Source organism: Microbacterium amylolyticum (assembly GCF_011046975.1).
In the GTDB taxonomy this organism is placed as follows: Bacteria; Actinomycetota; Actinomycetes; order Actinomycetales; family Microbacteriaceae; genus Microbacterium; species Microbacterium amylolyticum.
Genome location: NZ_CP049253.1, coordinates 140,094 through 165,684 on the forward strand (window position 1 = coordinate 140,094; position 25,591 = coordinate 165,684).

27 protein-coding genes and 1 tRNA gene are annotated in these 25,591 nt (G+C 65.3%); 17 read left to right on the forward strand and 11 right to left on the reverse strand.

The window, feature by feature from the left end; genetic code table 11:
* Positions 1–2: 2 nt before the first annotated feature.
* Genes rpmF through mutM form a run of 3 tightly spaced genes read left to right on the forward strand, consistent with a single transcriptional unit; the run spans position 3 to position 1,832 of the window.
* Complete coding sequence (rpmF, locus tag G6N81_RS00785) at positions 3–212, forward strand: 50S ribosomal protein L32 (RefSeq protein WP_165131786.1); 210 nt, start codon at positions 3–5, stop codon at positions 210–212.
* Positions 213–229: 17 nt separating this feature from the next.
* Positions 230–937, forward strand: a complete 708-nt coding sequence (gene rnc, locus G6N81_RS00790; protein WP_165131789.1) for a ribonuclease III — start codon at positions 230–232, stop codon at positions 935–937.
* On the forward strand, positions 930–1,832 hold the full coding sequence (mutM, locus tag G6N81_RS00795; RefSeq protein WP_165131792.1) for a bifunctional DNA-formamidopyrimidine glycosylase/DNA-(apurinic or apyrimidinic site) lyase: 903 nt from the start codon (positions 930–932) through the stop codon (positions 1,830–1,832). The genes rnc and mutM overlap by 8 nt, the downstream gene beginning before the upstream one ends.
* A 66-nt stretch (positions 1,833–1,898) precedes the next feature.
* Here mutM and G6N81_RS00800 read toward each other — a convergent pair whose 3' ends face one another.
* A complete protein-coding gene (locus G6N81_RS00800) occupies positions 1,899–2,201 on the reverse strand; it encodes a putative quinol monooxygenase (protein ID WP_165131795.1) in 303 nt (100 codons plus the stop codon).
* Between the two features lie 163 nt (positions 2,202–2,364).
* Between G6N81_RS00800 and G6N81_RS00805 the strand changes: the two genes are divergently transcribed.
* Together G6N81_RS00805 and cofD are read left to right on the forward strand one after the other, a co-directional pair.
* On the forward strand, positions 2,365–2,814 hold the full coding sequence (locus G6N81_RS00805) for an RbsD/FucU domain-containing protein (RefSeq protein ID WP_338143998.1): 450 nt from the start codon (positions 2,365–2,367) through the stop codon (positions 2,812–2,814).
* Positions 2,799–3,767 carry a 2-phospho-L-lactate transferase gene (gene cofD, locus G6N81_RS00810; RefSeq protein WP_165131801.1) on the forward strand — a complete coding sequence of 323 codons (969 nt, stop codon included), beginning with the start codon at positions 2,799–2,801 and terminating at the stop codon, positions 3,765–3,767. The genes G6N81_RS00805 and cofD overlap by 16 nt, the downstream gene beginning before the upstream one ends.
* Positions 3,768–3,773: 6 nt before the next feature.
* Here cofD and G6N81_RS00815 read toward each other — a convergent pair whose 3' ends face one another.
* Both G6N81_RS00815 and G6N81_RS00820 read right to left on the reverse strand, forming a co-directional pair.
* Positions 3,774–4,847 (reverse strand): GNAT family N-acetyltransferase, encoded by a 1,074-nt coding sequence (locus G6N81_RS00815; RefSeq protein WP_165131804.1) that lies wholly within the window; start codon positions 4,845–4,847, stop codon positions 3,774–3,776.
* Between the two features lie 88 nt (positions 4,848–4,935).
* The gene (locus G6N81_RS00820; RefSeq protein WP_165131807.1) at positions 4,936–5,235 is read right to left on the reverse strand and encodes a hypothetical protein; all 300 of its coding nucleotides are present in this window, start codon (positions 5,233–5,235) and stop codon (positions 4,936–4,938) included.
* Positions 5,236–5,775: 540 nt separating this feature from the next.
* On the opposite strand from G6N81_RS00820, the gene smc reads away from it, so the two are divergent.
* The 4 genes from smc to G6N81_RS00840 all read left to right on the forward strand — a co-directional run bounded on the left by smc (position 5,776) and on the right by G6N81_RS00840 (position 11,917).
* On the forward strand, positions 5,776–9,315 hold the full coding sequence (gene smc, locus G6N81_RS00825) for a chromosome segregation protein SMC (RefSeq protein ID WP_165131810.1): 3,540 nt from the start codon (positions 5,776–5,778) through the stop codon (positions 9,313–9,315).
* Complete coding sequence (locus G6N81_RS00830) at positions 9,312–10,448, forward strand: class I SAM-dependent methyltransferase (RefSeq protein ID WP_241245009.1); 1,137 nt, start codon at positions 9,312–9,314, stop codon at positions 10,446–10,448. The genes smc and G6N81_RS00830 overlap by 4 nt, the downstream gene beginning before the upstream one ends.
* Before the next feature lie 87 nt (positions 10,449–10,535).
* Complete coding sequence (locus tag G6N81_RS00835; protein WP_165131813.1) at positions 10,536–11,036, forward strand: hypothetical protein; 501 nt, start codon at positions 10,536–10,538, stop codon at positions 11,034–11,036.
* A gap of 17 nt (positions 11,037–11,053) precedes the next feature.
* A complete protein-coding gene (locus tag G6N81_RS00840) occupies positions 11,054–11,917 on the forward strand; it encodes a hypothetical protein (protein ID WP_165131816.1) in 864 nt (287 codons plus the stop codon).
* Between the two features lie 24 nt (positions 11,918–11,941).
* Here the strand turns inward: G6N81_RS00840 and G6N81_RS00845 are convergent, their stop codons facing one another.
* Entirely contained in the window at positions 11,942–12,673 is a 732-nt protein-coding gene (locus G6N81_RS00845) for a 3'-5' exonuclease (RefSeq protein ID WP_165131819.1), read from the reverse strand.
* A gap of 307 nt (positions 12,674–12,980) precedes the next feature.
* Between G6N81_RS00845 and G6N81_RS00850 the strand changes: the two genes are divergently transcribed.
* Positions 12,981–13,856, forward strand: coding sequence for an alpha/beta fold hydrolase (locus tag G6N81_RS00850; protein ID WP_165131822.1), 876 nt, complete (start codon positions 12,981–12,983; stop codon positions 13,854–13,856).
* Between the two features lie 9 nt (positions 13,857–13,865).
* Here the strand turns inward: G6N81_RS00850 and G6N81_RS00855 are convergent, their stop codons facing one another.
* From G6N81_RS00855 to G6N81_RS00870, 4 genes are all read right to left on the reverse strand, one after another.
* Positions 13,866–14,345, reverse strand: coding sequence for an Lrp/AsnC family transcriptional regulator (locus G6N81_RS00855; protein ID WP_165131825.1), 480 nt, complete (start codon positions 14,343–14,345; stop codon positions 13,866–13,868).
* Positions 14,346–14,446: 101 nt separating this feature from the next.
* Positions 14,447–15,574 (reverse strand): polysaccharide deacetylase family protein, encoded by a 1,128-nt coding sequence (locus tag G6N81_RS00860; protein ID WP_241245010.1) that lies wholly within the window; start codon positions 15,572–15,574, stop codon positions 14,447–14,449.
* Between the two features lie 30 nt (positions 15,575–15,604).
* Positions 15,605–16,171 carry a histidine phosphatase family protein gene (locus tag G6N81_RS00865; RefSeq protein WP_165131828.1) on the reverse strand — a complete coding sequence of 189 codons (567 nt, stop codon included), beginning with the start codon at positions 16,169–16,171 and terminating at the stop codon, positions 15,605–15,607.
* A gap of 15 nt (positions 16,172–16,186) precedes the next feature.
* Positions 16,187–17,038, reverse strand: coding sequence for a Sir2 family NAD-dependent protein deacetylase (locus G6N81_RS00870; protein WP_165131831.1), 852 nt, complete (start codon positions 17,036–17,038; stop codon positions 16,187–16,189).
* A 68-nt stretch (positions 17,039–17,106) separates the two neighbouring features.
* On the opposite strand from G6N81_RS00870, the gene G6N81_RS00875 reads away from it, so the two are divergent.
* Positions 17,107–17,931: a TrmH family RNA methyltransferase gene (locus G6N81_RS00875; protein ID WP_165131834.1), complete on the forward strand. Its 825-nt coding sequence runs from the start codon at positions 17,107–17,109 to the stop codon at positions 17,929–17,931.
* Positions 17,932–17,936: 5 nt separating this feature from the next.
* On the opposite strand, the gene G6N81_RS00880 is transcribed toward G6N81_RS00875, so the two are convergent.
* A complete protein-coding gene (locus G6N81_RS00880) occupies positions 17,937–18,764 on the reverse strand; it encodes an SGNH/GDSL hydrolase family protein (protein WP_165131837.1) in 828 nt (275 codons plus the stop codon).
* A gap of 110 nt (positions 18,765–18,874) precedes the next feature.
* On the opposite strand from G6N81_RS00880, the gene G6N81_RS00885 reads away from it, so the two are divergent.
* From G6N81_RS00885 to G6N81_RS00895, 3 genes are all read left to right on the forward strand, one after another.
* Entirely contained in the window at positions 18,875–20,626 is a 1,752-nt protein-coding gene (locus G6N81_RS00885; protein WP_241245011.1) for a DEAD/DEAH box helicase, read from the forward strand.
* A gap of 142 nt (positions 20,627–20,768) precedes the next feature.
* On the forward strand, positions 20,769–21,863 hold the full coding sequence (locus G6N81_RS00890; RefSeq protein ID WP_165131843.1) for a VIT1/CCC1 transporter family protein: 1,095 nt from the start codon (positions 20,769–20,771) through the stop codon (positions 21,861–21,863).
* Between the two features lie 119 nt (positions 21,864–21,982).
* Positions 21,983–22,068, forward strand: a tRNA-Leu gene (locus G6N81_RS00895).
* Here the strand turns inward: G6N81_RS00895 and G6N81_RS00900 are convergent.
* Both G6N81_RS00900 and G6N81_RS00905 read right to left on the reverse strand, forming a co-directional pair.
* Complete coding sequence (locus tag G6N81_RS00900) at positions 22,050–23,222, reverse strand: tyrosine-type recombinase/integrase (RefSeq protein ID WP_165131846.1); 1,173 nt, start codon at positions 23,220–23,222, stop codon at positions 22,050–22,052. The two genes, G6N81_RS00895 and G6N81_RS00900, sit on opposite strands and share 19 nt — an antisense overlap.
* A gap of 55 nt (positions 23,223–23,277) precedes the next feature.
* Entirely contained in the window at positions 23,278–23,844 is a 567-nt protein-coding gene (locus G6N81_RS00905; protein ID WP_165131849.1) for a helix-turn-helix domain-containing protein, read from the reverse strand.
* A gap of 96 nt (positions 23,845–23,940) precedes the next feature.
* On the opposite strand from G6N81_RS00905, the gene G6N81_RS00910 reads away from it, so the two are divergent.
* The 3 genes from G6N81_RS00910 (at position 23,941) to G6N81_RS00920 (ending at position 25,590) form a co-directional block, all read left to right on the forward strand.
* Complete coding sequence (locus G6N81_RS00910; RefSeq protein WP_206527880.1) at positions 23,941–24,162, forward strand: helix-turn-helix domain-containing protein; 222 nt, start codon at positions 23,941–23,943, stop codon at positions 24,160–24,162.
* 91 nt (positions 24,163–24,253) lie between these two features.
* Positions 24,254–24,541 carry a hypothetical protein gene (locus G6N81_RS00915; protein WP_165131852.1) on the forward strand — a complete coding sequence of 96 codons (288 nt, stop codon included), beginning with the start codon at positions 24,254–24,256 and terminating at the stop codon, positions 24,539–24,541.
* Positions 24,538–25,590, forward strand: coding sequence for a zeta toxin family protein (locus G6N81_RS00920; protein WP_165131855.1), 1,053 nt, complete (start codon positions 24,538–24,540; stop codon positions 25,588–25,590). The genes G6N81_RS00915 and G6N81_RS00920 overlap by 4 nt, the downstream gene beginning before the upstream one ends.
* Position 25,591: the final 1 nt, after the last annotated feature.

Here is a 25,591-nt window from a genome sequence, read left to right on the forward strand (position 1 = left end):
CCATGGCAGGTAACCCTCCGAAGCGCCGGGTATCCCGCTCGAACACGCGTTCGCGCCGTTCGCAGTGGAAGGCAAAGGCCCCGGCCCTCGTGAAGACGATTGAGAACGGCAAGGTCGTTTACAGCCGTCCTCACCAGGCGAAGGTTGTCACCGACTCGCAGGGCACCGAGCTGTACCTCGAGTACAAGGGCCGCAAGGTCGCTGACGCCTAAGTCGTCACCCACCTCGCATGGCAGTGCGCACCTCTGAGAGCGCGCAGTCATCGCTTACCGAGAAGCTCGGCGTCGAGATTGACGCCGAGCTTCTCGCATTAGCGCTGACGCACCGCTCCTACGCATACGAAAACGGGCAGATCCCGCACAACGAACGGCTAGAGTTTCTCGGCGATTCGGTTCTGGGGCTTGCCATCACGGCTGCTCTGTACGAGCGCTTTCCTGACGAGCCCGAGGGCTCCCTGGCCAAGCGCCGCGCCGGCGTGGTCTCCACTGTTGCTCTCGCTGATGTCGCCCGCACGATCGGTCTTGGGCAGCACATCTCGCTCGGCAAGGGGGAGGAGCAGACCGGCGGTCGCAACAAGGACTCGATCCTTGCCGATGTGATGGAAGCGCTTTTCGGAGCCACTTTCCTCTCGGCGGGTCGAAAAGCCGCAGACGACCTTGTTCTGCGCCTGGTTGGTCCGCTGATCGATGATCCTGGCCGCTACGGCGCGGCTGTTGATCCGAAGACGAGCATTCAAGAGCTTGCTGCGCGCCTGGGCGAGCCCGCTCCCTCATACGTGATCGCGAGCGAGGGTCCGGATCACGGGCGCGTTTTCACCGCCACCGTGACGATCGCCGAGTTCACGGGAACGGGCAGCGGCACCAGTAAAAAGCAGGCAGAGATGGCGGCGGCACGTCATCTCTGGCAGGCGGCTCACGCGCCGGGTTCGGGTGCCTGAGCTTCCGGAAGTCGAGGTGGTGCGCGCCGGGCTGGCGCCCGCCATCGTCGGTGCAACGATCCGTGCTGTCGAGGTGCGTGACGAGCGTGCCCTCACCCGTCACGTCCCGAGGGACGGATTGCTGGCGGAGGACTTCGAGCGCAGGCTCGTGGGCCGCGGCCTTTCCGCCGCGGTCCGCCGCGGAAAGTTCCTCTGGTTCTCCCTCGGCGATAACGAGGCGATCATCGCCCACCTGGGGATGAGCGGTCAGATGCTGCTGCGTGTTCCCGGCGCCGCCACCGAGCGGCACGAGCGCATCCGTTTCACCATCGAGCATCCGATGCACGGCGAACTCGCCGTTGTTTTCGCCGATCAGCGCACCTTCGGTTCGCTCGCGATCGATCGCCTCGTGCCGACGCCCGACGGCGCTGCCGGCGGTTTTGGCGCGCCGGAGGCCGTCGTGGCGTTGCAAGCGGCGCACATCGCACGTGATCCCCTGGACCCTGCTTTCGATGACGGGGCCTTCGTGCGGAATCTGCAAAAGCGGTCATCTGCCGTCAAACGACTGCTGCTCGATCAGACGATCGTCAGCGGCATCGGAAACATCTACGCCGACGAGACGTTGTGGGCGGCTCGGGTCCACCCGGAAGCGCCGGGGGCTCGGCTGTCGACGCGCGCGGGCGCGCGCATCCTCGACGAGGTTCGCTCCGTGCTCGACAAGGCCCTGGCGGAGGGCGGAACCAGCTTCGACGCGCAATACGTGAACGTGAACGGGCAGGCGGGGTATTTCGCGCACTCGTTGAATGCATACGGCCGAGGGGGACAGCCGTGTCCGCGGTGCGCCACGCCCATCGTGCGCGTGGCATTCACGAATCGCTCGTCACACTTCTGTCGTCGCTGTCAGCGTCGGCGTTAGCTACCTGTGCGGTCGGCGATCGTTTGACTTGCGTGTCGTGATGTTCGCGTGCGGAGCGCGAGCTCGTTAACGGCGAAGGGGTGAGCCAACAACGTCGAAGTGATTGCCGCCCATCTCGCCTGACAAGAGCGGCATCGCTTCTACGATGGCGGCGCGCACGCTCGGCAGTTCGAGTGAGGCCCGATGCGCGGCAGCAGAATCCCACAGCTCGATGACGAAGACGGTGTTGGGGTCGTCCTCGTGTGCGCCCACCTCGTATATCCGGCACCCTGCCTCGATCAACGCGTTGTTCGGACGCGTGAGGATCCTGATGAGTTCATCCCGTTTACCCGGATGTGCGCCGAGCGTGCCAATGTTCGCGAAGGTCATGGCGCGGACTCTACTCTCGTGGAGTTGCGTTATAGCAAGAAGGCGTTCCACACTCGTGAGATCCACCACGTGGCTGCGCAAAGCGCTACGAAGGTAGCGGCCGCGACACCGACGCGCTGACGGAGCCATCCAGGCACTGGGTGCACGCGCCGGTGACCACGTTATGGTCGTCAGATTCGACGGAACCTCCGATGGATTCGCCGCCGTGACACAGGGCACCCTGCACGCCACGACCGCGCAGAACCCCACAGAGCTCGGCCGTCAGTCGGTCGCCGTCATGGCACAGGTGCTCGCGGGTGAAACCGTTGAAGCGCTGCAGAACGTGGCCGTCGTCGTCGAAGCGCCCACGATCGCGGAGGAAGCACGGGGCTCGGTGCCGGAAGCGCTTGTCGAAGCCGCGCTGCCCGGCACCCCCATCGAGCGCGTGGCACGCGAAGAAATTAAGGCGCGCTTTCCGCACGCGAAGCTCGTGATCCGCACCGGGGAGACCACACCGTATGCCAACGCGATTCTTCGCTGCGGCGTGAACTTCTCACCTCGCCTCTCCTGTCAGCGCCGTTGGCGACGCCGCACCAGCTCATGTGCGACGATTTCGGAATGCGCATCACGGTGATCGGTGGCGGCGTTGGCTGCGCCCGCTTCGTCCTTGGCCTTCGGGAGCTCGTTCGCAGGCGCGGCGGGCTCGACGAGATCTCAGTTGTCGTGAACACGGCAGACGACTGGTGGGTGTCGGGGCTGCGTATCGCTCCCGATCACGACAGCCTCCTGTACGCGCTCGCGGGCGTGAACGACACAGAGCGCGGCTGGGGTCGCGCGGAGGAGTCTGAGCGAGTTTCGGCGGAGCTCGCGCAGTGGGGGACCGCGCCAGAGTGGTTCACGCTCGGCGATCTCGATCTCGGCACGCACATCGCACGAACGGCGTGGCTGCGAGCGGGCGCATCGGTCAGCGACGTTTATGCGCGTCTCGGCGCACGGTGGGATCTGGGCGCTGTTCTTGTGCCGGCTACCGACCAGGAAATCGACACGATCGTCGAGGTTGACGACGGGCCGATTCACTTCCAGGAGTGGTGGGTGCGGCACCGGTCGCAGATTCCGGCGCGGGGTTTCTCGCAGCAGAACATTGCGTCCGCAACCCCGTCTGACGCCGCGCGCGCGGCGATCACTGACGCCGATGTGATTCTCGTTGCCCCGTCGAATCCCGTTGTGTCTGTTGGTCCTATTCTTGCCGTTCCCGGGATGCGCGAACTCCTGCGAGAGGCACACGCTCCGGTCGTCGGAGTGTCCGGAATTATCGATGGTGCCGTCGTTCGCGGTATGGCCGATGCCTGTCTCACCGCGGTGGGGATTGACACGAGCGCCCGGGCGGTTGCCGAACACTATGGAGCGCGTTCGGCAGACGGTCTGCTGGACGGCTGGCTCGTCGACACAACAGACGCGGACGCGGTGCCTGCGCTGCGAGACATCGGGATCGAAACGCGCGCGGTTCCGCTCTGGATGCGAGATGCGGACACGAGTGCGCAGGTGGCCGCTGACGCCCTCGCCCTTGCCGCCACCGTCGAGCGCTGATCGGCATCAGACGAGCTTCTTCTCCCACGCACCCGAGCACGCGACGGGACGAAAACCCACACGCTCGTTGACGTCGAGCATGAACCGGTTCTCTTCCGCGTTCCAGGTGATGATGGACGGGCACTGCGGCATCGCGCTGCGCCACTGGATCAGACCAGCGCACTTGACGATCGACCCCAGCTTGTGTCCGCGGTGCTCCGGCGTGACGAGCGTGCCGTACTGTTCCGTTGGTCGGGAACGGTCGGCTGCCGCGACCAGGTCGTTGAACGCCGCCACGTCGCCGGTCGGAGTGTGAATCACCAGCGCAACGCCGATCTCGCGACCCGCCCGCTCGAGACGATCTTCGCGTCGGCGGACACGCGCGGCATCCCACCGCTGGGCTTCGATCTCCAGATCACCCGAGGGGATATCTGTTGACAGTCGCTGCAGAATCGCGGCGTAGCCATCGACGTATTCGTCCGGCGTGCGGCCGATCCAGCTGACAACGCGATAGTCGGGGCCAGCCGCGCGCAGCGCCTCGTCGAGGAGATGCTGAACCTCGTCGAAGGACCCCGTGAGGTCGAAAGAGCTGAGCCGCTCGACCTGCTGTAGGCAGAACCCATTGCGGAGCAGGCGCTCGGCGCGGTCATCTCGCGGAATCGATCCGGAGCCGGTCGGGGACGGAAGGCGTTCGGCATGCTGGTCAACGGGGTGAACGGAGTACAGCGACAGCGTTGTGCGGCCGTGTTCGCGCGCAATGCTCTCCAGCCGGGACAGGATCAGATCGTGCGCATCCGTCTTTTCTGCGGCGGCGCTCAGCTCGACCCACACCTCGGCGGTGTGGTCCGTTTCGTTGCCGTATTCGACCGCTCCAAAGCCGATGGCATCGTCGCCGGCGCGGGCGAGGAGCCCCACCTTTGTGTAATCCACCGTGTTGTGCCACTGGGTGAGCAGGTCAAGAGGGTCCTCGTCGAGCAGACCGTCGAGTCCCGAATCGCGGCTCCACTGATCGTTGCCGCAGGCAACCATGGCGAGGAAGTCGGCGGCATCGGGTGCGTCGAGGGAGTCGGGAACGTGCAGAGGGTGAATCGTGATGTTCATGAGGTTCTTGTTCGTGCCGGGGCACGGGTGCGAGCCGCGAAGCCCGCACCCGTGCCAGGGATGGAGGTGTCGATGTTGCGTGGGGCGTTCATCGTCCGAGCGAACCGCCGAGGGTTCCGCGGAGGATGATCTGGTGTGCTTCGTTCCGCTCGATGTCGCGCCGAACCTCGCGGGCAAGGTTAGCGTCGATGCGGTTGCGGGGTTTCCGGGGCGCGGCCGTCCGGGTGGAGCGGGCGCCCCAGATGAGCAGTGCGAGGCCGATCCTCATTGCGACACGGTCGACGAACCGTGTGCGGGGCACGGAGTCTGCGAGAAGACGCTCCGCGGCGTGGCCGATCTGCTGAACGGACGGCCGCGAGAGAGACGGAGGATGTTGAGTGGCGATCATGATTCGCTTTCGTTAATTGACGGAGGACGTGCAGAGAGAAGGGAGTTTTCCACCGTGAATGCGTGCAAAAAGGGAGCACCGATGGAGCGCCTAATGCGCGGTGCGAGAGGGCCCGATGGCGTCACAAAGACGTGGGCGCGAATGCCGAGACCTAGCTGGCTTCAGGGGATCAGAAGCGAGCGGAAACGAGCCGTAGCCCGAAGCAGGCTTCCCGGAGGATCCTGCTGAAACAGCGACGAACTATGCGTTACGTCGATATCCCATTCCCGGATATCCCATTCCCGTGGTGCATGCGCGCTGAGCGGGGCCGGAAGTCCAGGTGACATTCTTTGTGATGATCATCATGGTCTTCCTCCTCTCGACCTCTGCGGGTGATCGACCCGGGACGGTTAGTTGCCTGATGAACATAGCGACATCCCGGGCGTGGCGTCAAGGTTTCTTCCAGGAAACGGCGTGTCCCGTGTGTTTCCGGGGGTTCCCGGCGGCCGCTAGCTAATGTTCAGGGAGCATCCACCCGTGCACGAGAGGAGGGCCGAAGGCATGCACCTAAAGAGCCTGACTCTCAAGGGGTTCAAATCGTTCGCGAAACCAACAACCTTCGTGCTCGAGCCCGGCGTCACGGCGATCGTCGGCCCGAACGGCTCCGGTAAATCCAACGTCGTCGACGGGCTTGCCTGGGTGATGGGTGAGCAGGGGGCGAAGAGCCTTCGCGGCGGAAAAATGGAGGACGTCATCTTTGCGGGCACCGCAACGCGCGGTCCTCTGGGCCGTGCCGAGGTGCAGTTGACAATCGACAACGCCGACGGCGCCCTGCCGATTGACTACAGCGAGGTCTCGATTCGCCGAACGCTTTTTCGTAGCGGCCAGAGCGAATATGCGATCAACGGTGAAACGTGTCGCCTGCTCGATGTGCAGGAATTGCTGAGCGACTCCGGACTGGGCCGAGAGATGCACGTCATCGTTGGCCAGGGGCGGCTCGACACGGTACTGCGCGCGACGCCGGAAGAGCGCCGCGGGTTCATCGAAGAAGCTGCCGGAATCTTGAAGCACCGTCGCCGCAAGGAAAAGACCGTGCGCAAGCTCGACGCGATGGAGCAGAATCTTGCACGGTTGAGCGACCTCGCGGGGGAGGTGCGGCGGCAACTGAAGCCGCTCGGACGTCAGGCCGAGATTGCCCGCCAGGCTCAGACGATTGCCGCGGTTGTTCGCGATGCGAAGTCGCGCATTTACGCCGATGACGTCCTGCAGCTGAAGGCCGCTCTGGAAGAGTTCGCGCGCGGTGAGCGCGAACGTCACACGGAACGGATCGCGCTTGAAGATCAGGTGGCGACCGTGCGAGCGCGCATCGCGCATCTGGAGCGCTCGCAGACCGCGCGTGCCGTGGACGAGGCTCAGAGAGTGCTTTTCGGCCTGGAACAGGCGCAGGAGCGTATCCGCGGCCTCTTCACGCTCGCGAATCAACGCCTGAGCCTGCTCGGCGCCGACGCGGACGATCATCAGGCCGTTGTGACGGTGTCGCAGCAGGCAATCGACGCCGCTCGTGAAGAGGTCACGCGCCTCAAAGATGGGATCGGCGATGCGCAGGACGCGGCGCAAGCGGCCTCACGCGCCGTCGGCAGCGTTCGCACTGATCTTGACGCTCTTGATGCCGAGATCGCCAGGCAGAGTGCGCTGGTGTCCGAGCACGACATGAAGCTCAACACGCTTCGCGGCTCGGCAGAAGCGGCTCAGCAAACCCTTGACGCGGTGCGAGGTGCCGTTGTCCGCCAGCAGCAGGCGCTCGATGCCGCGAATGATCGTCGTGCGCAGGCGGAGGCCGACGTTTCCGCTCTCGAGGCTGCCGAAGCGTCAGAAGAACGCGCCGCCCATCATCAGAGTGACTATGAACGGGCACAGCGCGACGTGTCCGCGGCGGAGAAGGCGCTCGAAGAGGTGCGCGGCGCGCATCGCGAGGCCGAGCGCGAGGCGGATGCGCTCACCGCCAAGGTCGCGGCGCTCGGCTCGGCCCTCGACGTGACGAACGCGGCGGGATCGATCATTGCCCGGGACGACGACGGCGTCATGGGATTGGTCAGCGAATCGGTCCAGGTGCGAGCCGGCTTTGAACAGGCGATCGAAGCAGTGCTCGGGCCACTCGCGGAGGGCGTGCTCGTGGCTCGTCGCGATGATGCCTATCGTCTGGCGGCAACAACCGGTGACGCCGGCGCCGTTGACGTTGTGATTGCCGAGGCCGAACAGGGTGATGCGGTTCCCGCCGTGTCCGGCGCCGATCGCGCAATCGATGTTGTCAGCGCGCCCTCCGGAATCAAGGGCGTGCTCGCGTCCGTTCTCATCGTGTCGGAGCTCGCCGATGCGCCCGCCATCTTCGACGGCCTTCCCGAGGGCTGGCGCTCGAGCGCGATCGTCGTGACCCGCAACGGTGAGGTGGCGACCCTGCGCACCGTGCGGGCAGGTTCCGGCGGAGGAACGTCTCGCTTGGCGCTCCAGGCAGAGCGGGACGATGCCGCCGCCCTCCTCGAGCAGGTCAGTGGTGAGGTCGAGAGGCTCGCACAGGAGCGACAGATGTGCCAACGGCGCGTGCAGGAGACACGCGCCGTCCAGCGCAACGCGCTCGAAGCTCTTCGCGGACATGATGCACGGCTGGCGCAAGAAGCCGAGCGCGTGAACCGCGTCACCGTGCGCCACGAAGCAGCAGTTGCCGAGTGCGAACGGCTGAGCAACGATCTCGTTCGTGCGCAGGAAGCCGTCACCGATTCTGAGGCCCGCGCTACGCGCGCAGCGGCCGAACTTGCTGCGATGCAGCAGCTGCCGCGGCCGAGCTTGGACGTCTCCGCACGCGAGGGTCTGCAGGAGGCGCTCGAAAAAGCTCGTGAAGACGAGATGGCGGCGCGGCTGGACGTTGAGACCACGCGCGAGCGGGTGCGTGCGGCCGAGGCGCACGCGGCCGGACTCGAAAACCAGCGCGAACGCGAACAGCGTGCCGCGGAACAGGCAGCGCGTCGCGCCGTGCTTCGGCAGCGGCAACGCGATATCGCCGAGGGCGTCGCAGAACAGCTTCCGGCTATCCTTGATTCGGTAGATCGTTCCGTTTCTCAGGCTCGGATCGCGCTATCCGAGGCGGAGAAGACGCGTAGCTCGGTATCACAGGAGCTTCGCGGCCTGCGCGACCAGGAGACGACGATTCGCGAGCGGCTCGCCGGTATTACCCAGGCCGTACACGGTGTGGAATTGCAGGTGCACGAGAAGAAGCTGCACCTTGTCAGCATCACCGAACGCGTTCAGTCGGAGCTGGGGATCAGCGAAGATATTCTGCTGGCGGAATATGGTCCGGATCAGCCCGTTCCTCTTGATGACGTGCTCGCAGAGCAGACGCGAGATGATGACGAGCTCGACGGCGAGCCGGAGAGCGTTCCCTATGTTCGCGCGGAACAGGAAAAGCGCCTACGTACCGCCGAACGCAAGCTCAGCCAACTGGGCCGAGTGAACCCGCTCGCGCTGGAGGAATTCGCCGCACTCGAACAGCGCCACAGCTTCCTCACCGAGCAGCTGGATGATCTGGTGCGCACCCGCAAAGACCTGCAGTCGATCATCGGAGATCTTGACGAGCGGATGCAGCGAATCTTTGCCGACGCTTTCGAAGACACGAAGCAGGCGTTCGGCGAGATCTTTCCGATTCTGTTCCCTGGAGGGGCTGGTTCGATTTCGCTGACGAACCCCGACGACATGCTCACAACGGGTATTGAAGTGTCCGTTCGACCCGTCGGAAAGAAAATCGAACGGTTGTCATTGCTGTCGGGTGGTGAGCGTTCTCTCGCGGCCGTCGCCTTGTTGACGGCAATCTTCCAGGCCAGGCCCAGTCCCTTTTACATCCTTGACGAGGTCGAGGCTGCGCTCGACGATGCAAACCTCGGCCGGCTGCTCGGCGTCTTCGAGAAGCTACGGGAGAACAGCCAGTTGTTGGTGATCACTCACCAGAAGCGCACGATGGAGATCGCGGATGCGCTGTACGGCGTTTCGATGCGACAAGACGGAGTGTCGGCCGTGGTCGGTCAGCGCATTGTCGAGCGGTCTGCGTCGTGACCCTCGCCGAAGCCTACGATGCTGTTGCGCCCACGCTGAGACGGTGGCCAGACGTCGAGGCGCACGATCTGGTGGCCGCTGATCAGAGTGATCGACTGATTCTTCGTGAAGCGGAACCGTTCGCGGTTGATACCCGCGACATCGTCGTGATCGGCGATCGCTACGGAGCGCTGACGCTCTCTCTCCTTGCGGCGCTGCCCGATGTGCGCGTGCGTTTGCATCAGGACCTGATCACGGGGGAGCGGGCGCTTGTTCGCAACGCGGAGGTGCTTGGCGCGGATCCGGCGAGGATCACCTGGCACGATCTCGATGACACGCTTGTTCGCGATGCCACGCTCGTTCTACTGGTGCTTCCGCGCGGGCTCGACGCACTCGATGAAATCTCGGCTGTTATCGCCGCGTCAGCACGCGATGACGTGCGCGTTGTTGCGGGCGGCCGCGTGAAGCACATGACGCCATCGATGAACGAGACGCTGGCCGCCCACTTCACCGCCGTGCACGCGAGCAGGGGCGCGTCGAAATCGCGCGTGCTGCATGCGTCGCGGCCAACGCGACCGGCGTCGGAGCGGACGTGGCCGCGCACTCGCCGGCATGATGACGTGGGGCTCACTCTCGTCGCTCACGGGGCCGCCTTCGCCGGAACATCCCTCGATATCGGCACACGCTTTCTTCTCGAGCACCTCGGCCAGATCCCGCACACCCGCGACGCGATCGACCTGGGGTGCGGAACGGGCGCGCTTGCCGCGGCCTATGCGCTGGCCCGCCCCGGCACGCGGGTGATCGCTTCCGATCGCTCGGCGGCAGCCGTTGCCTCCGCGCGAGAAACGATGACGGCGAACGGTGTCGACGATCGCGTGACCGTGGTTCGTGACGATGGTCTCGCGCAGCAGCCCGACGCCTCCGCTGACCTCGTCCTGCTGAACCCACCGTTTCACTCGGGAGCAGCCGTGACGGATGCGATCGCACCGCGGCTCTTCGCCGACGCCGCCCGCGTTTTACGCCCCGGAGGTGAGCTGTGGACGGTGTGGAACAGCCACCTGCGCTACCGCCCTCAGCTCGAAAGCATCGTCGGGCCCACCCGGCAGATCGCGCGCAATCGCACCTTCACGATCACGGCGACGACGGGCCGGTAGATGTGCCGCGCGAGGCAGATTCGCGGGTGTGGCTTCGCTTGTGGATAACTTCAACGTCCCGGCGTGATTTCGTCTACGGTTCTGGGCATGCGCAAAATCCTCGTCGCGTCTTCCAGCCTTGTGCTCGCATCAGCCCTGCTCGCATCGTGCGCGAGCGAAGAGCCGCAGAACGATGCGCCGGTGGAGTGGACCGAGGAAAGTGCCTTTGCCGCGGCAGAGGAAACCTATCGCGCGTTCATCGAGGCGACGATGCCATACGGCGATGAGTTGGCGCTCGAATATCTCGCTGGGGACTTTCGAGCTCGAGAAGCACAAGCAATGCAGGAATACCGCGAGCGTGGGATTGAGCTTTCAGGAGAATCCATCGTGACGTCGTTTGACGGGGTAGATTTCTCGCTAATTGGTGGTTCAGCATCAGTCACCGCGCATGCATGTCACGATGACTCTGATACGTGGATCAAGCTTCCAGACGGCGAACCGGAGAGCGCGCGCGAGGAACCCTTGTACCAGGCGGAGATCGAGTTTGTTTCCGTCGATGGCGAACTCCGGATTACGAGCATGACGGAGCGGGCTGAACCGAAATGTTAGGTGAGTTCGTGCTAGCTGTGAGCCTCGTAGCTGCTGATTTCACAGAGACGGCTGGAGATCATCGCAGCTCTTCCTGCTCCCGACTTGAGGTCGCGACCGGGAGATGCGACGCGGGTGGTGGCCCGGAGATCGTCATTGGTGACGAGCGGGAGGGTGGTGGCCCGCCCGTCGCCCCCGCGCCGGGCCCGAACCCGGGCGCGATCCCTGCCCCGCCTGCGGTTCCCGGACCGTTGCTGCCCGGAGTCCCTGGCGTTCCAGGGGAGCAGGAAGACGACGGGCCGACGGACGTGTGCGCAACGCCTGAGCTGTGGCGTCCGCCGTGTTTGCCGCTCGATCCGGCTGAGCCGGCTCCCGTTCCCGCCCCGGTCGAGGAAGCAGCTCCGCCGCCCATCCCTCCCGTCATCACGGAGACGGACGTGGCGGTGTTTGCTCCGGTGCCCGTTGTTCCCGTCATCGAACCGCACGGTGTTGCCGTGCGCGGAGCACCGATGAACGTCGCTGTTCCCGTTCACGCGCACTCTGTGACGGGGTCGCTGTTTGGCGCTCCGGTCACGCTCACCTTCACGCCGGAATCGATCTGGCTCGACTACGGCGATGGGACAACGGGTTTCGCTGGCGCGACGGCGCCGACATGGGACGAGCTGGGCCAGGAACAGCTGACGGCCACGTCAACGAGCCATGCGTACCGCGAGGCCAGAACCTTCGAGGTGTCGGTGACGGTGGCGTACTCCGCGATCGCCGATTTCGGCCCGTGGGGTGTGTTTCCGATTGCCGGTGAGGTAGTTTCGAGCCCGGCCGCAGTCGACGTGCGGGTGTATGAGGTCGAAGCGCTGCTCGTCGAGCGAACGTGTGTGGAAGACCCAGCCGGTCCCGGTTGCTAAACGCAGCGGTCCGCTTCTGAGGCGTTACTTGACGGGCCAGGAGCCGTTGACGGACTCGCCCGGCTGCATCCGGCCCACCTTCACGAGGTATTCCGTGAGGCTTGTGGCCTGTTCCTTCGCCCAAATGATCTGTAGCGCGTGAAGCTCCGCGGCAGAGTCCGGGAGATCCTTCGAATAACGTCCGGCGATCGCCAAAGCAACGCGACCCGCAGCAATCGCGTCGGCCGACGCCTCGTGTGCGTCCTCGAGCGGCACGCCGTAGTGGGCGGCAACGAGATCCAGAGTGCGCTTGCCGCGGCGAAAGCGATCGTGTTGCTTGTCCACCACGAGCGGGTCAAAGACGGGCATCGGGCGCTCGATCGGAGTGATGTCGTGGCGAATCGCCTCGTTCTTCAGCACCGAAAAATCGAACGATGCGTTGTACGCGACGACGGGGATACCGCATTCGAGGAGTGCGCGAAGGGCATCGACGATCTCGGTGACGACGTCTGCGGCCGGGCGCCCCTCCGTACGCGCGCGCTCCGTGGAGATACCGTGAACGGCCGAGGCAGCCTCGGGGATATCAATGCCGGGGTCGGCCAGCCAGGAGCGCTCGTCGATGACGTTTCCGTGCTCGTCGAGAACGCCGACGTACGCCGTGACGATGCGATCGCGAACAACGTCGATTCCGGTGGTTTCGAGGTCGAACACCGCCACTCGGCTGAGCGGCTGACCCGCGACCGGCGCATACTGCGCGATGATTTCGTCGAAAGCCATGGGGGACTCCTCGGGAGGCAGAGGGGGAGAGTCGAGGGCGTTGAGGGAATCGGAATCGAACAGCACCGCAGCACCGCTGAGCTGCAGCTCTTGCGGGGAGGTGCTCCGAGTGCGAGCCGCGCGGGGTGCCCGTGGCGTCCACGTTGTCTTCTCGCCGGGATGTCCGATTTCATCCATCCCGAAGAGCGGCGGTGGATCCGGCCACGACGTCCTCATACTCTGACGGTATTCGCCTTCCCTGACATTCGACGTCTGCCACACCGGGGTCTCGGGCGGAAGCGCCGCGCCGCGCCATTAGACTCGCCTGGTGCCAGTGCCTTCTCCGTACGCCCAGCAACTCGCGGCGATTCCGGTGTCTCGTCGCGTTGTGACTGTCGCCGGATCCGACACGGTGTTTTGGGAGTACGGGCCGGCCGACGCGCCGCTGACGATTCTCGCCGTTCACGGTTTTCGTGGAGACCATCATGGCCTTGAACCGATCGTCGCCCACATGCCCGACGTCCGATGGATCATGCCTGATCTTCCGGGGTTCGGCGAAACCGGTCGCTTGAATCGGCCGCATGACCTTGCCGCCTTCACCGCGTGGCTTCGGGAGTTCGCCGCGAGTGTCGCGCCGGGCGCTGTGATCCTCGGTCACTCGTTCGGATCGATTGTCGTAGCGGCCGCGGTGGTCGAGGGCCTTCCGACGCCGCGAGTTGTGCTGGTCAATCCCATCGGCGCCCCGGCATTGCAGGGGCCGCGGGCGGTTCTGACGCGGTTGGCGCAGTTCTATTACTGGGCGTCGGCGAATCTTCCCCCGCGGATCGGCACCTGGTTGCTGCGTTCGCGCCTCATCGTCCGGGTGATGAGCGTGGCGATGGCAAAGACGCGTGACGCCGGGCTGCGCCGCTGGATCCACAATCAGCACGATCGCTTTTTCTCGGGATTCGCCGACAGGGCATCCCTGCACGAGGCGTTTGTGACGAGCGTCTCGCATGATGTGCGCGCGTATGCGCCCGAGATGCCGCAGCCGACCATGTTAGTGGCCGCCGTGCGCGACGACATCACGCCCATTGCTGCGGAGCGCCGGCTTGCCACGATGTTTCCCGACGCGACGCTTGTCGAGATCGACGATGTGGGGCACCTGATCCACTACGAAAAGCCTGCCGAAGCTGCGGCCGCGATTCGCGACTTTCTCGCGTAGACGCCGCTGTTAGCGGCGGTTCTCGCGTCGAGCGAGTTCCATCAGCCCGGAGACACGGTAGGAAATCGCTTCGCTCATCACGAGCTGCGTCTCGGTGCGGTCGACGCCTGAGACGCTCAGAATCCGAGCGTCAACGTCGAACAGGTGTCGTGCGTCGCGGCACGCTACGAGAGCAAGAAGATCGACCTGGCCGGAGACACCGTGCACCTGCACGACCTCGGGAACGCGCCGGAGTTCCTCGGTGATCTGCGGCAGCGACGCCTGGTCCACGCCGATCGACACGAATGCCTGCAGAGGGAAGCCAAGGGCGGTCGGCGAAATCGATCGCTCGAACGACTGGAAAACCCCCGCCTTATCAAGTCGGGACATCCGAGCCTGCACCGTGTTGCGCGAGAGGCGCAGCCGTTCAGCCAGCGCGACGACCGTAACGCGCGGATCGTCGCTGAGTGCGGCAATCAGCTCGAGGTCGACTTGATCGAGGGAGGTCATAATGCAAAATCCTACCAGGGCGCGGGGATACCGCCGATCAATGTGATCAGCCTGTGTTGCGCACACTGCGCGATACGACCCTGCTGCTCGAAGGAGGTGACCTACCCCACGAGCGCGGCGAGCGCGTCGACGTCCATGCCGTAGTCGATCCGTACCCGCGGCAGGGCCAACTTGTCTGCTCCGGCGTACACGCGGCCCGGTTCGATTGTCAGACCCAATTCGAATCCGGCGAGGCGCATGCCTTCTTTCGTACGCTCGTCGTAGTGGCCGAACGGATACGCGACAACCTCTTTCGCCCCGAGGATGGCGGCGGAGGTCTCGAGATCGGCAGCGATCTCTTCCGGCGACCAATTGACCATTCTGCCCTCGCCGTTTGCGCCCGCTTCGTGCATGTCATGCGTGTGCGATCGCTGCAGAACGTAGGGCGAAGGTGTGGGCTCATCGCGCCACTTCGTGATGACGAAACTCGTTGAGAGGATCTCGTACCTGTTCACGATCGGAACGGCGAGGTCGAACCAGCTCGCGTGCGCGTCATCATCGGTGACGATCACAGATTCCGGAGGCAGGTAGAGAGCCCCGTCGATGAAGGCGTCGAGCTCTTCCCAGCTGGGGAGGTAGAAGTCGTTCTCCGCCAGGTATCGCATGTGATCGTCGACGTCTCCGGCGTACGCCCAGTTCAGGCGTAACGGATCGTCGATGCCCTCGGGCTGATCCGTGAATTGGTGATACATCAAAACGGGCACTCCCACCGCGGCATCGGTCACTTCGTCGCTGCTGAGCCATGCGCCATGGAGGGTGAGCGCGCCGTCCTCGCACGCGACTCGCGTCGCGAGACCGACGCGCTGTGACCTGTCGAGTCCTTCTGCCGCCAGTTCGGTCTGGTACCAGCCGGCGAACACGACGTCGTCGCGAACAGGCTGGGGGAGGGGCGAAAACAGTGCGCCGTTTTCGTGTGTCGTGGTCTGATCGGTGATGCCCTCAGCAGACAGCGTGACGGAACACGCGCCGGCATCCTGTGGTTCGTCCGGCGCAGGGGTTTCGTTCGACGTCGGAGTCGGGGAAGGCACTGCGGATGTCGGATCGTGTCCGACCGGCGCATCTGTCGACGTTGCCGATCCGCGCCAGACGAGCACGACGATGACGACGACGATCGCGACGAGCGCTACGGTGATCGTGCGCAGCAGACGGCGGCGGCGCTGCCGAGTGACGCGCTGAGATCGGCTCATCATGCGGGTGCCCCGTGGTGCGGCCGGACGGCCCTAGACGCCGACGTACGACAGCACGCGGAACTCGGAGCCGGTGACCTCGATGATCTGCTGGGACCCGTTTTCGATTCGTTCATTCGGCAACGGATACCGGCCGTCCGAAGCGTGCTCGAGAACGCGCCGAATCAGCCCGCCGTGCGCCACAGCGATCACGTGCTCGTCTTCTGGACCGCCTGCGGCAATGTCAATCAGTGTCTGGACCGCACGGGCGAGAACCTCATCGTCCGTTTCGGCGCCGGGAACAACCTTGCCGCCGGCGTAGGTTTCCCAGTACGTTGACACGTCCATGCCCTCCGCCTCGCCATAACAGCGTTCCATGAGCCCATCGAACAGGGCGGGCTCTCCGAGGCCGAGGCTCTGTCCGATAATCTCGGCGGTTTCCTTCGCCCTGAGCAGGGGGCTCGCGGTGATCCGGGTGTACTCGCCTCCGCGGAGGGCTTCTGCGGCGGCCGCCGCCTGTGCGCGACCCGTTTCGTTGAGGGGAATGTCGCTACGCCCCTGTACCCGTCGGGCGCGGTTCCATTCGGTCTGGCCATGGCGGAGCAGAGCAATCACAGTCACGCGACGAGCCTAGCGTTATGAGAGGGGCGGAAGCTCCTCGGCCAGGGCGGCGAGAACCTCGCTGGTTCCGCCCTCCACCTTTACCGTCGCCCGCTGATCGCCCTTCGTCGTCCCACGATTGATGACGACAATCGGAAGTCGGCGCCGTCGTGCACGTTCGACGAGGCGAATGCCGCTGTTAACGACGAGGGAGGAACCCGCGATCACGAGGGCATCGGCCGCCAGAACAACCTGCTCCGCTTCACGGAAGCGCTCGGTGGGAATGTACTCGCCGAAGAACACCACCTCGGGTTTGAGGAGCCCGCCGCAGACCGTGCAATCGGGAATACGAAAATCGAGGTCGGCGTCGGGCGCAACATCGCCGTCCGGCCCCAGCGGAACATTCTCGGGGACCGTGATCCACGGATTCTCGCGCTCGATGCGTGAACCGATATCGCGCCGATCGAACACCTGCCCGCACTCGGTGCAGAGAACGCGGCGCATGGTTCCGTGGAGCTCAACCACGCGGTTCGACCCAGCCCGCAGGTGGAGGCCATCGACGTTCTGCGTCACCACACCCGTCGTATGCCCCGTGCGCTCCAGGCGGGCGAGCGAGGTGTGGCCGGCGTTCGGCTGAGCGGCCGAGAATGCCTGCCAGCCGAAGTGCGAACCCACCCAGTAGCGGGTGCGCGCGGCCGGATCCGCCAAGAACATCTGTGCGGTCATGGGGGAGCGCCGAGGCGCCCCCTCGCCCCGATAGTCGGGAATGCCGGAATCGGTGGAGACACCAGCACCCGTCAGCACCGCAAGCCGACGACCGGACAGAGCTTCGACCGCGCGGTCGATCTGTCGGCGCACCTGGGTGTCGGATGTCTCGGCGAACGTCACGCGACCGATCTTACGGCCGAGCGTGTGCTCCGGATTCTCTTCGGAGGACGCTGCGAGAGGATGGGGCCATGCAGCGTGTGCACATCGACGATCCCGCGGACCCGCAACTGGCCGATTACCGCAACCTCACCGACGTCGCCCTGCGCCGTGTTCTAGAGCCCCAGGGGGGGCTGTACATGGCTGAATCCGCCAAGGTGCTCGGCCGCGCGATTGCGGCGGGGCATGCGCCGAGATCCGTTCTGACGGCGGAGAAATGGCTTGACGACGTCGAGGAGCTGGTCGGCGACAGCGACATTCCGGTTTTCGTCGTGCCGGACGCGGTGGCCGAACAGGTCACCGGATACACCGTGCACCGCGGCATTCTTGCGGCGATGCACCGCCCGGCGCTTCCCTCCGTTGCCGAGGTGCTGCGTGACGCGCGAACCGTGCTCGTTCTGGAGGACATCGTCGACCACACCAACGTTGGCGCGGCCTTTCGCGGAGCCGCGGGCCTGGGAGCTGATGCTGTTCTTGTGACGCCGCGCTGCGCCGATCCGCTGTACCGGCGCAGTGTGCGCGTGTCGATGGGAACGGTTTTTCAGGTGCCGTGGACGCGACTTCCCGAATGGCGCACAAAAGGCGGCGACGGGGCCGCAGAGGTTCTGCATGCGTCAGGGTTTCACATTGCCGCGATGGCGCTGGCGGAGGACGCGGTTCCCCTCGATCGCTTCGCGGCCGAGCGCCCGGAGCGGGTGGCGTTTGCAATGGGCTCCGAAGGGCCGGGCCTCAGCCGCTGGGCGCAGGAATCCGCCGACACGAAGGTGATCATCCCGATGGCGGGAGGCGTTGATTCTCTCAACGTGGCCTCCGCGTCTGCGGTTGCGCTGTGGGCGCTTCAGCACCCACCGGCCTGAGTGGATCAGACTCCGCTATCGCCGCCGATGACCGGCACGACATCGGGACGCTTCGGAAGAACGCCATCGCCGGATGACTGATGGCGCAGGCGCCGAAGCACCCACGGGACCAGGTGAGTGCGCGCCCACACGAGATCATCGCCGCGGGCCGCGCGCCATGTCCGCTGCGGGGTGGGATCGGGCCGCATCGGCTGAAGGCCGTTGGGCACGTTGAGCGCGCGGAGGACCATCCGTGCGACCTCGTGGTGTCCCAGCGTGTTCAGATGCAGGCGGTCGGTTGCCCAGAAACGCGGATCCTGGATCTCCTTCAGCGCCCACAGATCGGCAACGATCGCATCGTGTTTATCGGCGATCGCTCGGACGTTCTCGTTGTAGATCGCAATCTTGCCGCGGAACGGGCGGAACACCGGGTTCCAGGCAACGTCGAAGCCCGTGAATACGACGACGGCGGCGCCATCGGCGCTCAAACGGGTGACGGTTTCATCGAAAAGTGTGGCGATCTCGTCGGGGTCGGTTCCGGGCCGGATGACGTCATTGCCCCCAGCCCCGAGAGTCACCAGATCGGGCTTGAGAGACACAGCGGCCTCGATCTGCTCGTCGTGAATCTGCCGGATCAGCTTTCCCCGCACCGCGAGGTTGGCATAGGCGAAGCCGTCCACCTGCGATGCCAGCACCTCGGCGACGCGATCGGCCCAGCCGCGGTGTCCCCCCGGTGATGACTCTTCCGGGTCTCCTAGCCCCTCCGTGAAGGAATCGCCAACGGATACCATCCGTCGCCAGGGGTGAGCATCATCGTTCGGGACGAAGGGTGTGCGTGCCTCGGTCGAGTTCATCGGTCCTCCAGATGTTCCGCCCTCGGAATATATCTCGTGATACCGAGTGCGTCCACCGCCTGAGAGTCACACCGGAGCGATGTCGGGGGACGCGACTATCGTGGTCCCTCGTGGTTCTGAGTCCGTCGTATCCGCAGAGGGCCCCGAGGGGTACCGCTGGTCGACTGCGCGCGTGGCAGCAGGAAGCACTCGATAGGTTCTTCGATGCCGACCAGAAGAACTTCCTCGTTGCGGCGACCCCCGGCGCAGGAAAAACCACGTACGCGCTCACGGTGGCCCGTGAACTGCGCGATCGTGGTGAGATCGACCGAATCGTCGTTGTCTGCCCCACGGAGCACCTCAAAACGCAGTGGGCCGATGCCGCGAGCCGCGTCTCGATCCGCCTCGACCCCGATTTCAAAAACAGCCTTCCCGTGCTGTCGCGGCACTATCACGGCGCCGTTGTCACCTACGCGCAGATCGCGGTCAAATCTGAGGTGCACAGGAGGCTCGTCGAACAGGCCCGCACGCTCGTGATCCTGGACGAGGTGCACCACGGTGGTGATGCCCTCAGCTGGGGCGACGCGATCCGTGATGCCTATGCCCCCGCCAAACGCCGCCTCCTGCTGAGTGGAACGCCATTCCGCAGCGACGATGCCCCCATCCCCTTCGTGGAATACACACCCGATGAAAAGGGCGCGCGCACATCGATCACCGACTACAGCTACGGCTACGACCGCGCCCTCGCTGACGGCGTTGTCCGGCCTGTTCTCTTCCACGTCTACACAGGGCACATGAAGTGGCGCACCCGCATGGGGGACGAACTCGAAGCGAATCTCGGCCAAGACAACACGAAGGACATCACCAGCCAGGCGTGGCGAACGGCTCTCGACCCACGCGGCGAATGGATGCCCGCGGTGTTGAAGAGCGCTGATCAGCGCCTCACCGAAATCCGCGCCCACATTCCGGACGCGGGTGGCCTCGTGATCGCCACTGACCAGACCAATGCTCGGGCGTACGCGGCGATTCTTCATGAGATCACCGGTCAGCGCCCCACGATCGTCTTGAGCGATGAGAGTGAGGCATCACGGCGCATTGAGCAGTTCTCTGAGAACACCACCCGATGGATGGTCGCCGTGCGCATGGTGTCCGAGGGAGTGGACGTTCCCCGGCTCGCCGTCGGCGTATACGCCACGAGCTCGTCGACGCCACTGTTCTTTGCCCAGGCCATCGGACGTTTTGTGCGCGCTCGCCGCAAGGGCGAGGCCGCCAGCGTTTTCCTGCCACAGGTGCCGGTGCTCATGGCGCTGGCCCATGAACTTGAGAAGCAGCGGGATCACGTTCTCGATCGCGGCGAAAAAGACGCCGACGGACTCGACGACTCGCTCCTCGACGCCGCCGAGCGCGAAGAGAAGGCAAGCGACGAGCTCACAGAAGAAGAATTCACCTTCGAGGCCCTCGGGTCAACGGCGCACTTCGACTCCGTTGTCTTCGATGGGCAGCAGTTCGGACAGCTCGCCGAACCGGGGTCGGAAGAAGAACTGGAGTTCATCGGCCTGCCCGGGCTGCTTGAGCCCGAAGCCGTTCACGATCTGCTCATGCAGCGACAGGCGAGGCAGTCGCGTCATCGCCGTGTGCGTGAAGCCCGCGAAGAAAAAGACGGCGTCGAGTCTTCGCTTCCCGCCCCGCTGCACCGCACTCTGAAGGAGCAGCGTCAGCTTCTCAACAGCCTCGTGGGCGTGTACGCGCGTCAGACGGGCGATGCGCACGGACAGGTTCATGCGTGGCTCCGCCGCTCGTGCGGCGGCCCCGCCGTTGCCCAAGCGACGGTCGCACAGTTGCAGAGCCGAATCGATTTCTTGCGCAAACGCCTGCACAGCTAGGGCGTTTTCGCACCGCATTCGGGGGCCCGAAATGCTCCGAATGCGGCGGAACGGCGCGCTCTTCGGGGTCCGCTGGCCGTAGATTCGAGGTGACCCCGCGTCGTGAAGCGCGGGACGACACGCACCAGCCGAGGAGCCCGCCGTGCCATCCGCTGCCCCCGACCTTGAACCTGCCGAGGCAACGCCCCGCGAGCGCCGCAAGTGGGCGCAGTACCTTGCCGACGAGCGTGCTGAAGCCGCCGTGTACCGCCGCCTCGCGCGCCGAAAAGACGGCGAGGAGCGCGAGATTCTGCTGGAGCTTGAGCAGGCGGAGAAACGCCACGAGCAGCACTGGCTCACGCTTCTCGGGGAGGAACCCAAGCGGCTCCCACCCGCGAGCTTCACCACGCGTGTGACGGCCTTCTTCGCCTCCCGGTTCGGGTCGGTCTTCGCTCTCGCGCTTGCTCAGCGCGCCGAGGCACGATCGCCGTACGACGACGATCCGTATGCGACTCCCGCGATGCGCGCCGATGAGAAGGTGCATCACGAGGTCGTGCGCGGCCTCGCAGCACGAAGCCGCCGGAGCTTTTCCGGCACCTTCCGCGCGGCCGTGTTCGGTGCGAACGACGGGCTGGTATCGAACCTTGCCCTCGTGCTCGGTATCGGAGCCACCGGTGTCGCGCCACAGTTCGTGCTGGTGAGCGGAATAGCGGGTCTGCTGGCGGGAGCACTGTCGATGGCGGCGGGCGAGTTCGTCTCGGTGCGCTCGCAGCGAGAGCTGCTCGAATCGACGCGCGAGAGTACGTACGCCGACGCTGGACTGCCCGATCTCGACATTGACCAGAACGAACTCGCCCTCGTCTATCGAACGCGCGGGATGAGCGACGACACCGCGCAGGCGAAGGCCCGTGCCACGATCCGTGCAGCCCACGCCGGACGTCTGCCCACCCAGGCGGTGGGGGACAACTCCTACGAGGAAGTGGGCGGCGCATGGCGCGCGGCGGCTTCGAGTTTCCTCTTCTTCGGAACGGGAGCCCTTCTGCCCGTTTTGCCGTGGATCTTCGGGATGAGCGGGGTGACGGCGATTCTTGCCGCGCTTATCGTGGTGGGACTCGCTCTGCTCCTCACCGGTGCAACCGTGGGCCTGCTTTCGGGCGCCTCGCCGCTTCCGCGCGCACTACGCCAGCTCGCGATCGGGTTCGGCGCGGCCGGTGTGACCTACGTTCTGGGCATGATCTTCGGTGTTGACATGGGGTAGCGCCTGGCGCGCCACGCCCGGGAGTTGGCCCGGTTCGTAGCCGCCCCGAGGCGCTGGTAATGTAGTCTCTCGTTGCGGGAAACAAGGCGTAAAGCCAAGTGGAACGCAATCACCCAGATGCGCGGGTGGCGGAATAGGTAGACGCGCTAGCTTGAGGTGCTAGTGCCCGTATTAGGGCGTGGGGGTTCAAGTCCCCCCTCGCGCACGCGAATGAAATGGCCCCTGACCTGGGATTTTATCTCTCGGGTTGGGGGTCTTTCGCGTCGGAAGTGCTAGAAAAAGTGCTAAGCCTTGCCCAGGTGGGCGGCGAAGCGGGTCACGGCCGATCGCTGCACGGTCGGGGGGACGTGGGCGTAGATGTTCATCGTCGTCGTGATCGTCGAGTGAGCGCAGCTTCCCGTCGTCGTCGCCGAAGACGTAGGCGTCGGCCTTGGCGAGCGTGAATGAGAGTTCCGCGCGGGCGACCTTGTAGGAGGCGAGCACTTTCAGGGTGTCCTCGTCCACGTCGATCACGCGCGCGTTGCCGGTCTTCGGGGGTTTCGTCTTCGCCCAGTCGTCGGTATCGACCGCGCGGCGGATGCTGACCGTCATGCGCTTGGTGTTGAGGTCGCTCCACTTCAGGGCGAGGGCTTCGCTGCGCCTCATGCCGGTGTAGGCGATGAGCCGCCAGAGCGGGAACAGCTCGTCTTTCAGCTCCTCTTCGTTCCAGGTGAGGAAGAGGGCGAGTTGTTCGCTTGTCCAGGTGACGATCTCGGGTTTCTGCGCTCGCACCTCGCTCGTGGTCGGGGCTTTGACGGTGCGCTTCTTCTTCGTTGGGTTCACCGTCAGGTGCCCGTCGTCGATCGCGGCGTCGAGGATCGCGCCGAGCACGACATGCACCTTATGCACGCTGTTGGCCGAGAGCGGTTTGCCCTTGCCATAGGTGTCCTTGCGCCCTGACTGCTCCAAGTCGCGGTAGTGGCGGGCGATCCTCGTGGCGGTGAGCTTGTCGAGCCGGATCATGCCGAGGTGCGGGCGGATGTGGTTGCGGATGATCTTCTTGTACCCCTTGATCGTGGACGCCGCGAGCTTGAGCCCTGCCGCCCACTCGTCCGCGTAGACACCAAGGGTGGGTACCTTGTTGCCGAACTTCTCGTTCTGCTTGCGCTGCTTCAACGCCTCCTGCAACGCATCGTTGGCCTCGTCGGTGCTCATGAATCCGGAACGGGTCAGACGCCGCGATCCCATCTCGGGGTACTCGGGATCTTTCAGAACATAGATTTGGAACCGCCACCGCTTGCCCTTGTCGGTGTCGTAGTCCTGGATCGAACCGGGCTGCCGGGAACGCGAACGCCGCTGCTGCTTCTCACCCCCCGTCACTGGACTGGTCGGGCTGCTTCATCGTCGTCATCTCCTCTCGTATGGGTAGTCGGGGTTAGCTTTCGCCGAACGGCCTGGCATCGGGGTCGAGCTGCAGCAGGCGCAGGTTGACGTGCTGAAGACGTTTCCGGAAGCGCTCGACGCGCTCCTGGTAGTGGGGGCCGAACGCGGCCATCGCGTTCTCGCTCTCTGCGTAGGCTTCGAGCTTGAGCTTCGCAGTCTCGACCTCGTACAAGGCGTCCTGCGCCTGCCTCTGCCAATACCCCACGAGCGCGGCGTGCGTGAGGGCCGTGTCACCGGCCAGCCATGCCCGCACTTCCTCTGGTGTGTGCCCGGCGGGTACGCCGGTGAACGCGGACTCGCCCTCCGATGGCGAGAGGAGCGCGGCGGGGGTGGTGCCGAGGGCGTAAGCGATCGCGGTGAGGTCGTCCACGTCCACGCGCCGGTCGCCCAGCTCTACCTTGCTCACCCCGGACACCGAGAGTTTCCGACCCGCCTCGGTGAGCTTCTGCGAGAGCGTGCGCAAGTCCATGCCGATGGACTGACGCGCGTTCCTGACGTTGTGCGCGACGTAGTTGTTCGTGAGCCCGGCGGGGTTTCCCCGCAGTCGTTTGTTCTCCATATAGGAAAACTAAACCGCGACGTTTGACAATGCAATCCCTGGCGCGGATGATAGGGGGAACCTCTCCTCGCGCGCGTAATTGGAACGGATGGTGTGATGATGCGGCAGAGCACTCTTGACATGGAAGACCTGCGCAGGCGGCGCAGCCTGGTCATCACCCGGAAAGAAGCTGCCGAGGCGCTCGGGGTCGACCCCCGCACGATCACCACGAGCATCAACGAGGGCACGATCCCCTCGGTCAAGCTCGGCCGTCGCATCGTGATCCCGCGCGAGAAGTTCCTCGCCCTGTTCGCCGACACCCGCCCCGATGATGGATGAGACGTTGCCGGGCGTGCCGATTCGGCACCACCGCCCTGGGCACGATCAGCCCACAGCGGTAAACTCTTAGCAGAGAGGAACGGAGGAGCGCATGAGTGACACGATCCTGACCCAGCCGCCACAGGCACGGGCGGACTTCGATCACGTCTCCGACGCGATGCTCTACGACATCGCCCGGCACACCGCCTCGGTGCTCTCCGCGATCCTGCTCACCTGCAAGAACACTGCCGCCGACGATGCCGAGCGCGACCACTGGGCCGCGCGCCGCCGCCTGGTCAAGCAGCAGGTGCGGGCGCTGGATGCCGACGACCGGGCCGGGCTCATCGCGCAAGATGAAGTGTGGCGGCTGGAAAAGCTCGCCCTCACCGGCACCGAGTGACCGAACCGGTCGGCTCCGACGCCTGGCTCGCCCAGGTCTTCGACGCTGACGCCCGCGACGAACTCTTCACCGGACACGCACCCGATCAAGCGGCTCCGGTGCTGGTGCTCCTTGGAGGGCAACCGGCAGCGGGCAAGACCCGCGCGCAACAGGTGATCCTCCGCGAGCACGCCGCCGATGATCTGGTCGAGATCACCGGCGATGATCTGCGTGAGTACCACCCCGACTATGCGCGCCTGGCCGATCACGCACCGCTCGAAATGCCCGCCGCAACCGCCCCCGTCTCCGGCGGCCTCGTCAGCCCGGCCCTGGATCACGCGCTCGCGCATCGGTACTCGGTGCTGTTGGAGGGCACGTTCCGCGACGCGGGCATGGTCACCGCCACCGCAACCCGGTTCGCTACGGCCGGGTACCGGGTCGAGGTCGTCGCCGTGGCGACCCCGGCGGCGGTATCCAGACTGTCGGCGGAGATGCGTTCCCTCGACGCCGGATACCCGGCCGTGGGCCGCTGGACACCACCCCAAGCCCACGAAAGCGCGCTGGCAGGGTCGGCGGATGTCGTGGCCGCGCTCGAAGCGCTCCCGCACGTCCAACGAGTGCAGGTCTTCTCCCGCGAACGACTCCTGTTCGACAACTCCCGCACCGATGCCGGGGAATGGCAGCGGCCCGCTGAGGCGGCAGCCGCACTGCGCCGGGAACAGCACCGCCCCCTGGACGTACGTGAGGCGTTCGACTGGTTGCAGGGCTATGCTGCCGTCTTCGCCAAAGCCCAGGCACGCCCCGGCTACCTCGGGTCGGAGACTGCACCGGCCTATGTCCGCCTCCAACGCGACGCGCAGACCATGATCCGCACCCTCAGCCAGACGCTCGGCGCACCGCTCGGTCAACTGGAACGGGAACAGCGCGCACGGCGGAAGCATCTGGAACGAGTGTTCCCAGCCGGACTGCTGCCACCCCCAAGGCGGCCCGCAGCACCGCCTGAGCTACCGGACTGGCCGGAACACCCCGGCCCGACCAGCCGCCACGAGCCGCCGTCCCTCGGACGGTAAC

Excerpts from the sequence above, each read along its gene's own strand:
- rnc (WP_165131789.1), top strand. The coding sequence starts at position 230 with ATGGCAGTGCGCACCTCTGAGAGCGCGCAGTCATCGCTTACCGAGAAG.
- smc (WP_165131810.1), top strand. The coding sequence starts at position 5,776 with ATGCACCTAAAGAGCCTGACTCTCAAGGGGTTCAAATCGTTCGCGAAA.
- G6N81_RS00800 (WP_165131795.1), bottom strand. The coding sequence starts at position 2,201 with ATGACCTTCGCGAACATTGGCACGCTCGGCGCACATCCGGGTAAACGG.
- G6N81_RS00855 (WP_165131825.1), bottom strand. The coding sequence starts at position 14,345 with ATGACCTCCCTCGATCAAGTCGACCTCGAGCTGATTGCCGCACTCAGC.
- G6N81_RS00875 (WP_165131834.1), top strand. The coding sequence starts at position 17,107 with ATGCAGCGTGTGCACATCGACGATCCCGCGGACCCGCAACTGGCCGAT.
- G6N81_RS00820 (WP_165131807.1), bottom strand. The coding sequence starts at position 5,235 with ATGATCGCCACTCAACATCCTCCGTCTCTCTCGCGGCCGTCCGTTCAG.
- G6N81_RS00880 (WP_165131837.1), bottom strand. The coding sequence starts at position 18,764 with ATGAACTCGACCGAGGCACGCACACCCTTCGTCCCGAACGATGATGCT.
- G6N81_RS00805 (WP_338143998.1), top strand. The coding sequence starts at position 2,365 with ATGGTCGTCAGATTCGACGGAACCTCCGATGGATTCGCCGCCGTGACA.
- G6N81_RS00835 (WP_165131813.1), top strand. The coding sequence starts at position 10,536 with ATGCGCAAAATCCTCGTCGCGTCTTCCAGCCTTGTGCTCGCATCAGCC.
- G6N81_RS00845 (WP_165131819.1), bottom strand. The coding sequence starts at position 12,673 with ATGGCTTTCGACGAAATCATCGCGCAGTATGCGCCGGTCGCGGGTCAG.
- rpmF (WP_165131786.1), top strand. The coding sequence starts at position 3 with ATGGCAGGTAACCCTCCGAAGCGCCGGGTATCCCGCTCGAACACGCGT.
- cofD (WP_165131801.1), top strand. The coding sequence starts at position 2,799 with ATGCGCATCACGGTGATCGGTGGCGGCGTTGGCTGCGCCCGCTTCGTC.
- G6N81_RS00910 (WP_206527880.1), top strand. The coding sequence starts at position 23,941 with ATGATGCGGCAGAGCACTCTTGACATGGAAGACCTGCGCAGGCGGCGC.
- G6N81_RS00915 (WP_165131852.1), top strand. The coding sequence starts at position 24,254 with ATGAGTGACACGATCCTGACCCAGCCGCCACAGGCACGGGCGGACTTC.
- G6N81_RS00815 (WP_165131804.1), bottom strand. The coding sequence starts at position 4,847 with ATGAACATCACGATTCACCCTCTGCACGTTCCCGACTCCCTCGACGCA.
- G6N81_RS00860 (WP_241245010.1), bottom strand. The coding sequence starts at position 15,574 with ATGATGAGCCGATCTCAGCGCGTCACTCGGCAGCGCCGCCGCCGTCTG.
- G6N81_RS00905 (WP_165131849.1), bottom strand. The coding sequence starts at position 23,844 with ATGGAGAACAAACGACTGCGGGGAAACCCCGCCGGGCTCACGAACAAC.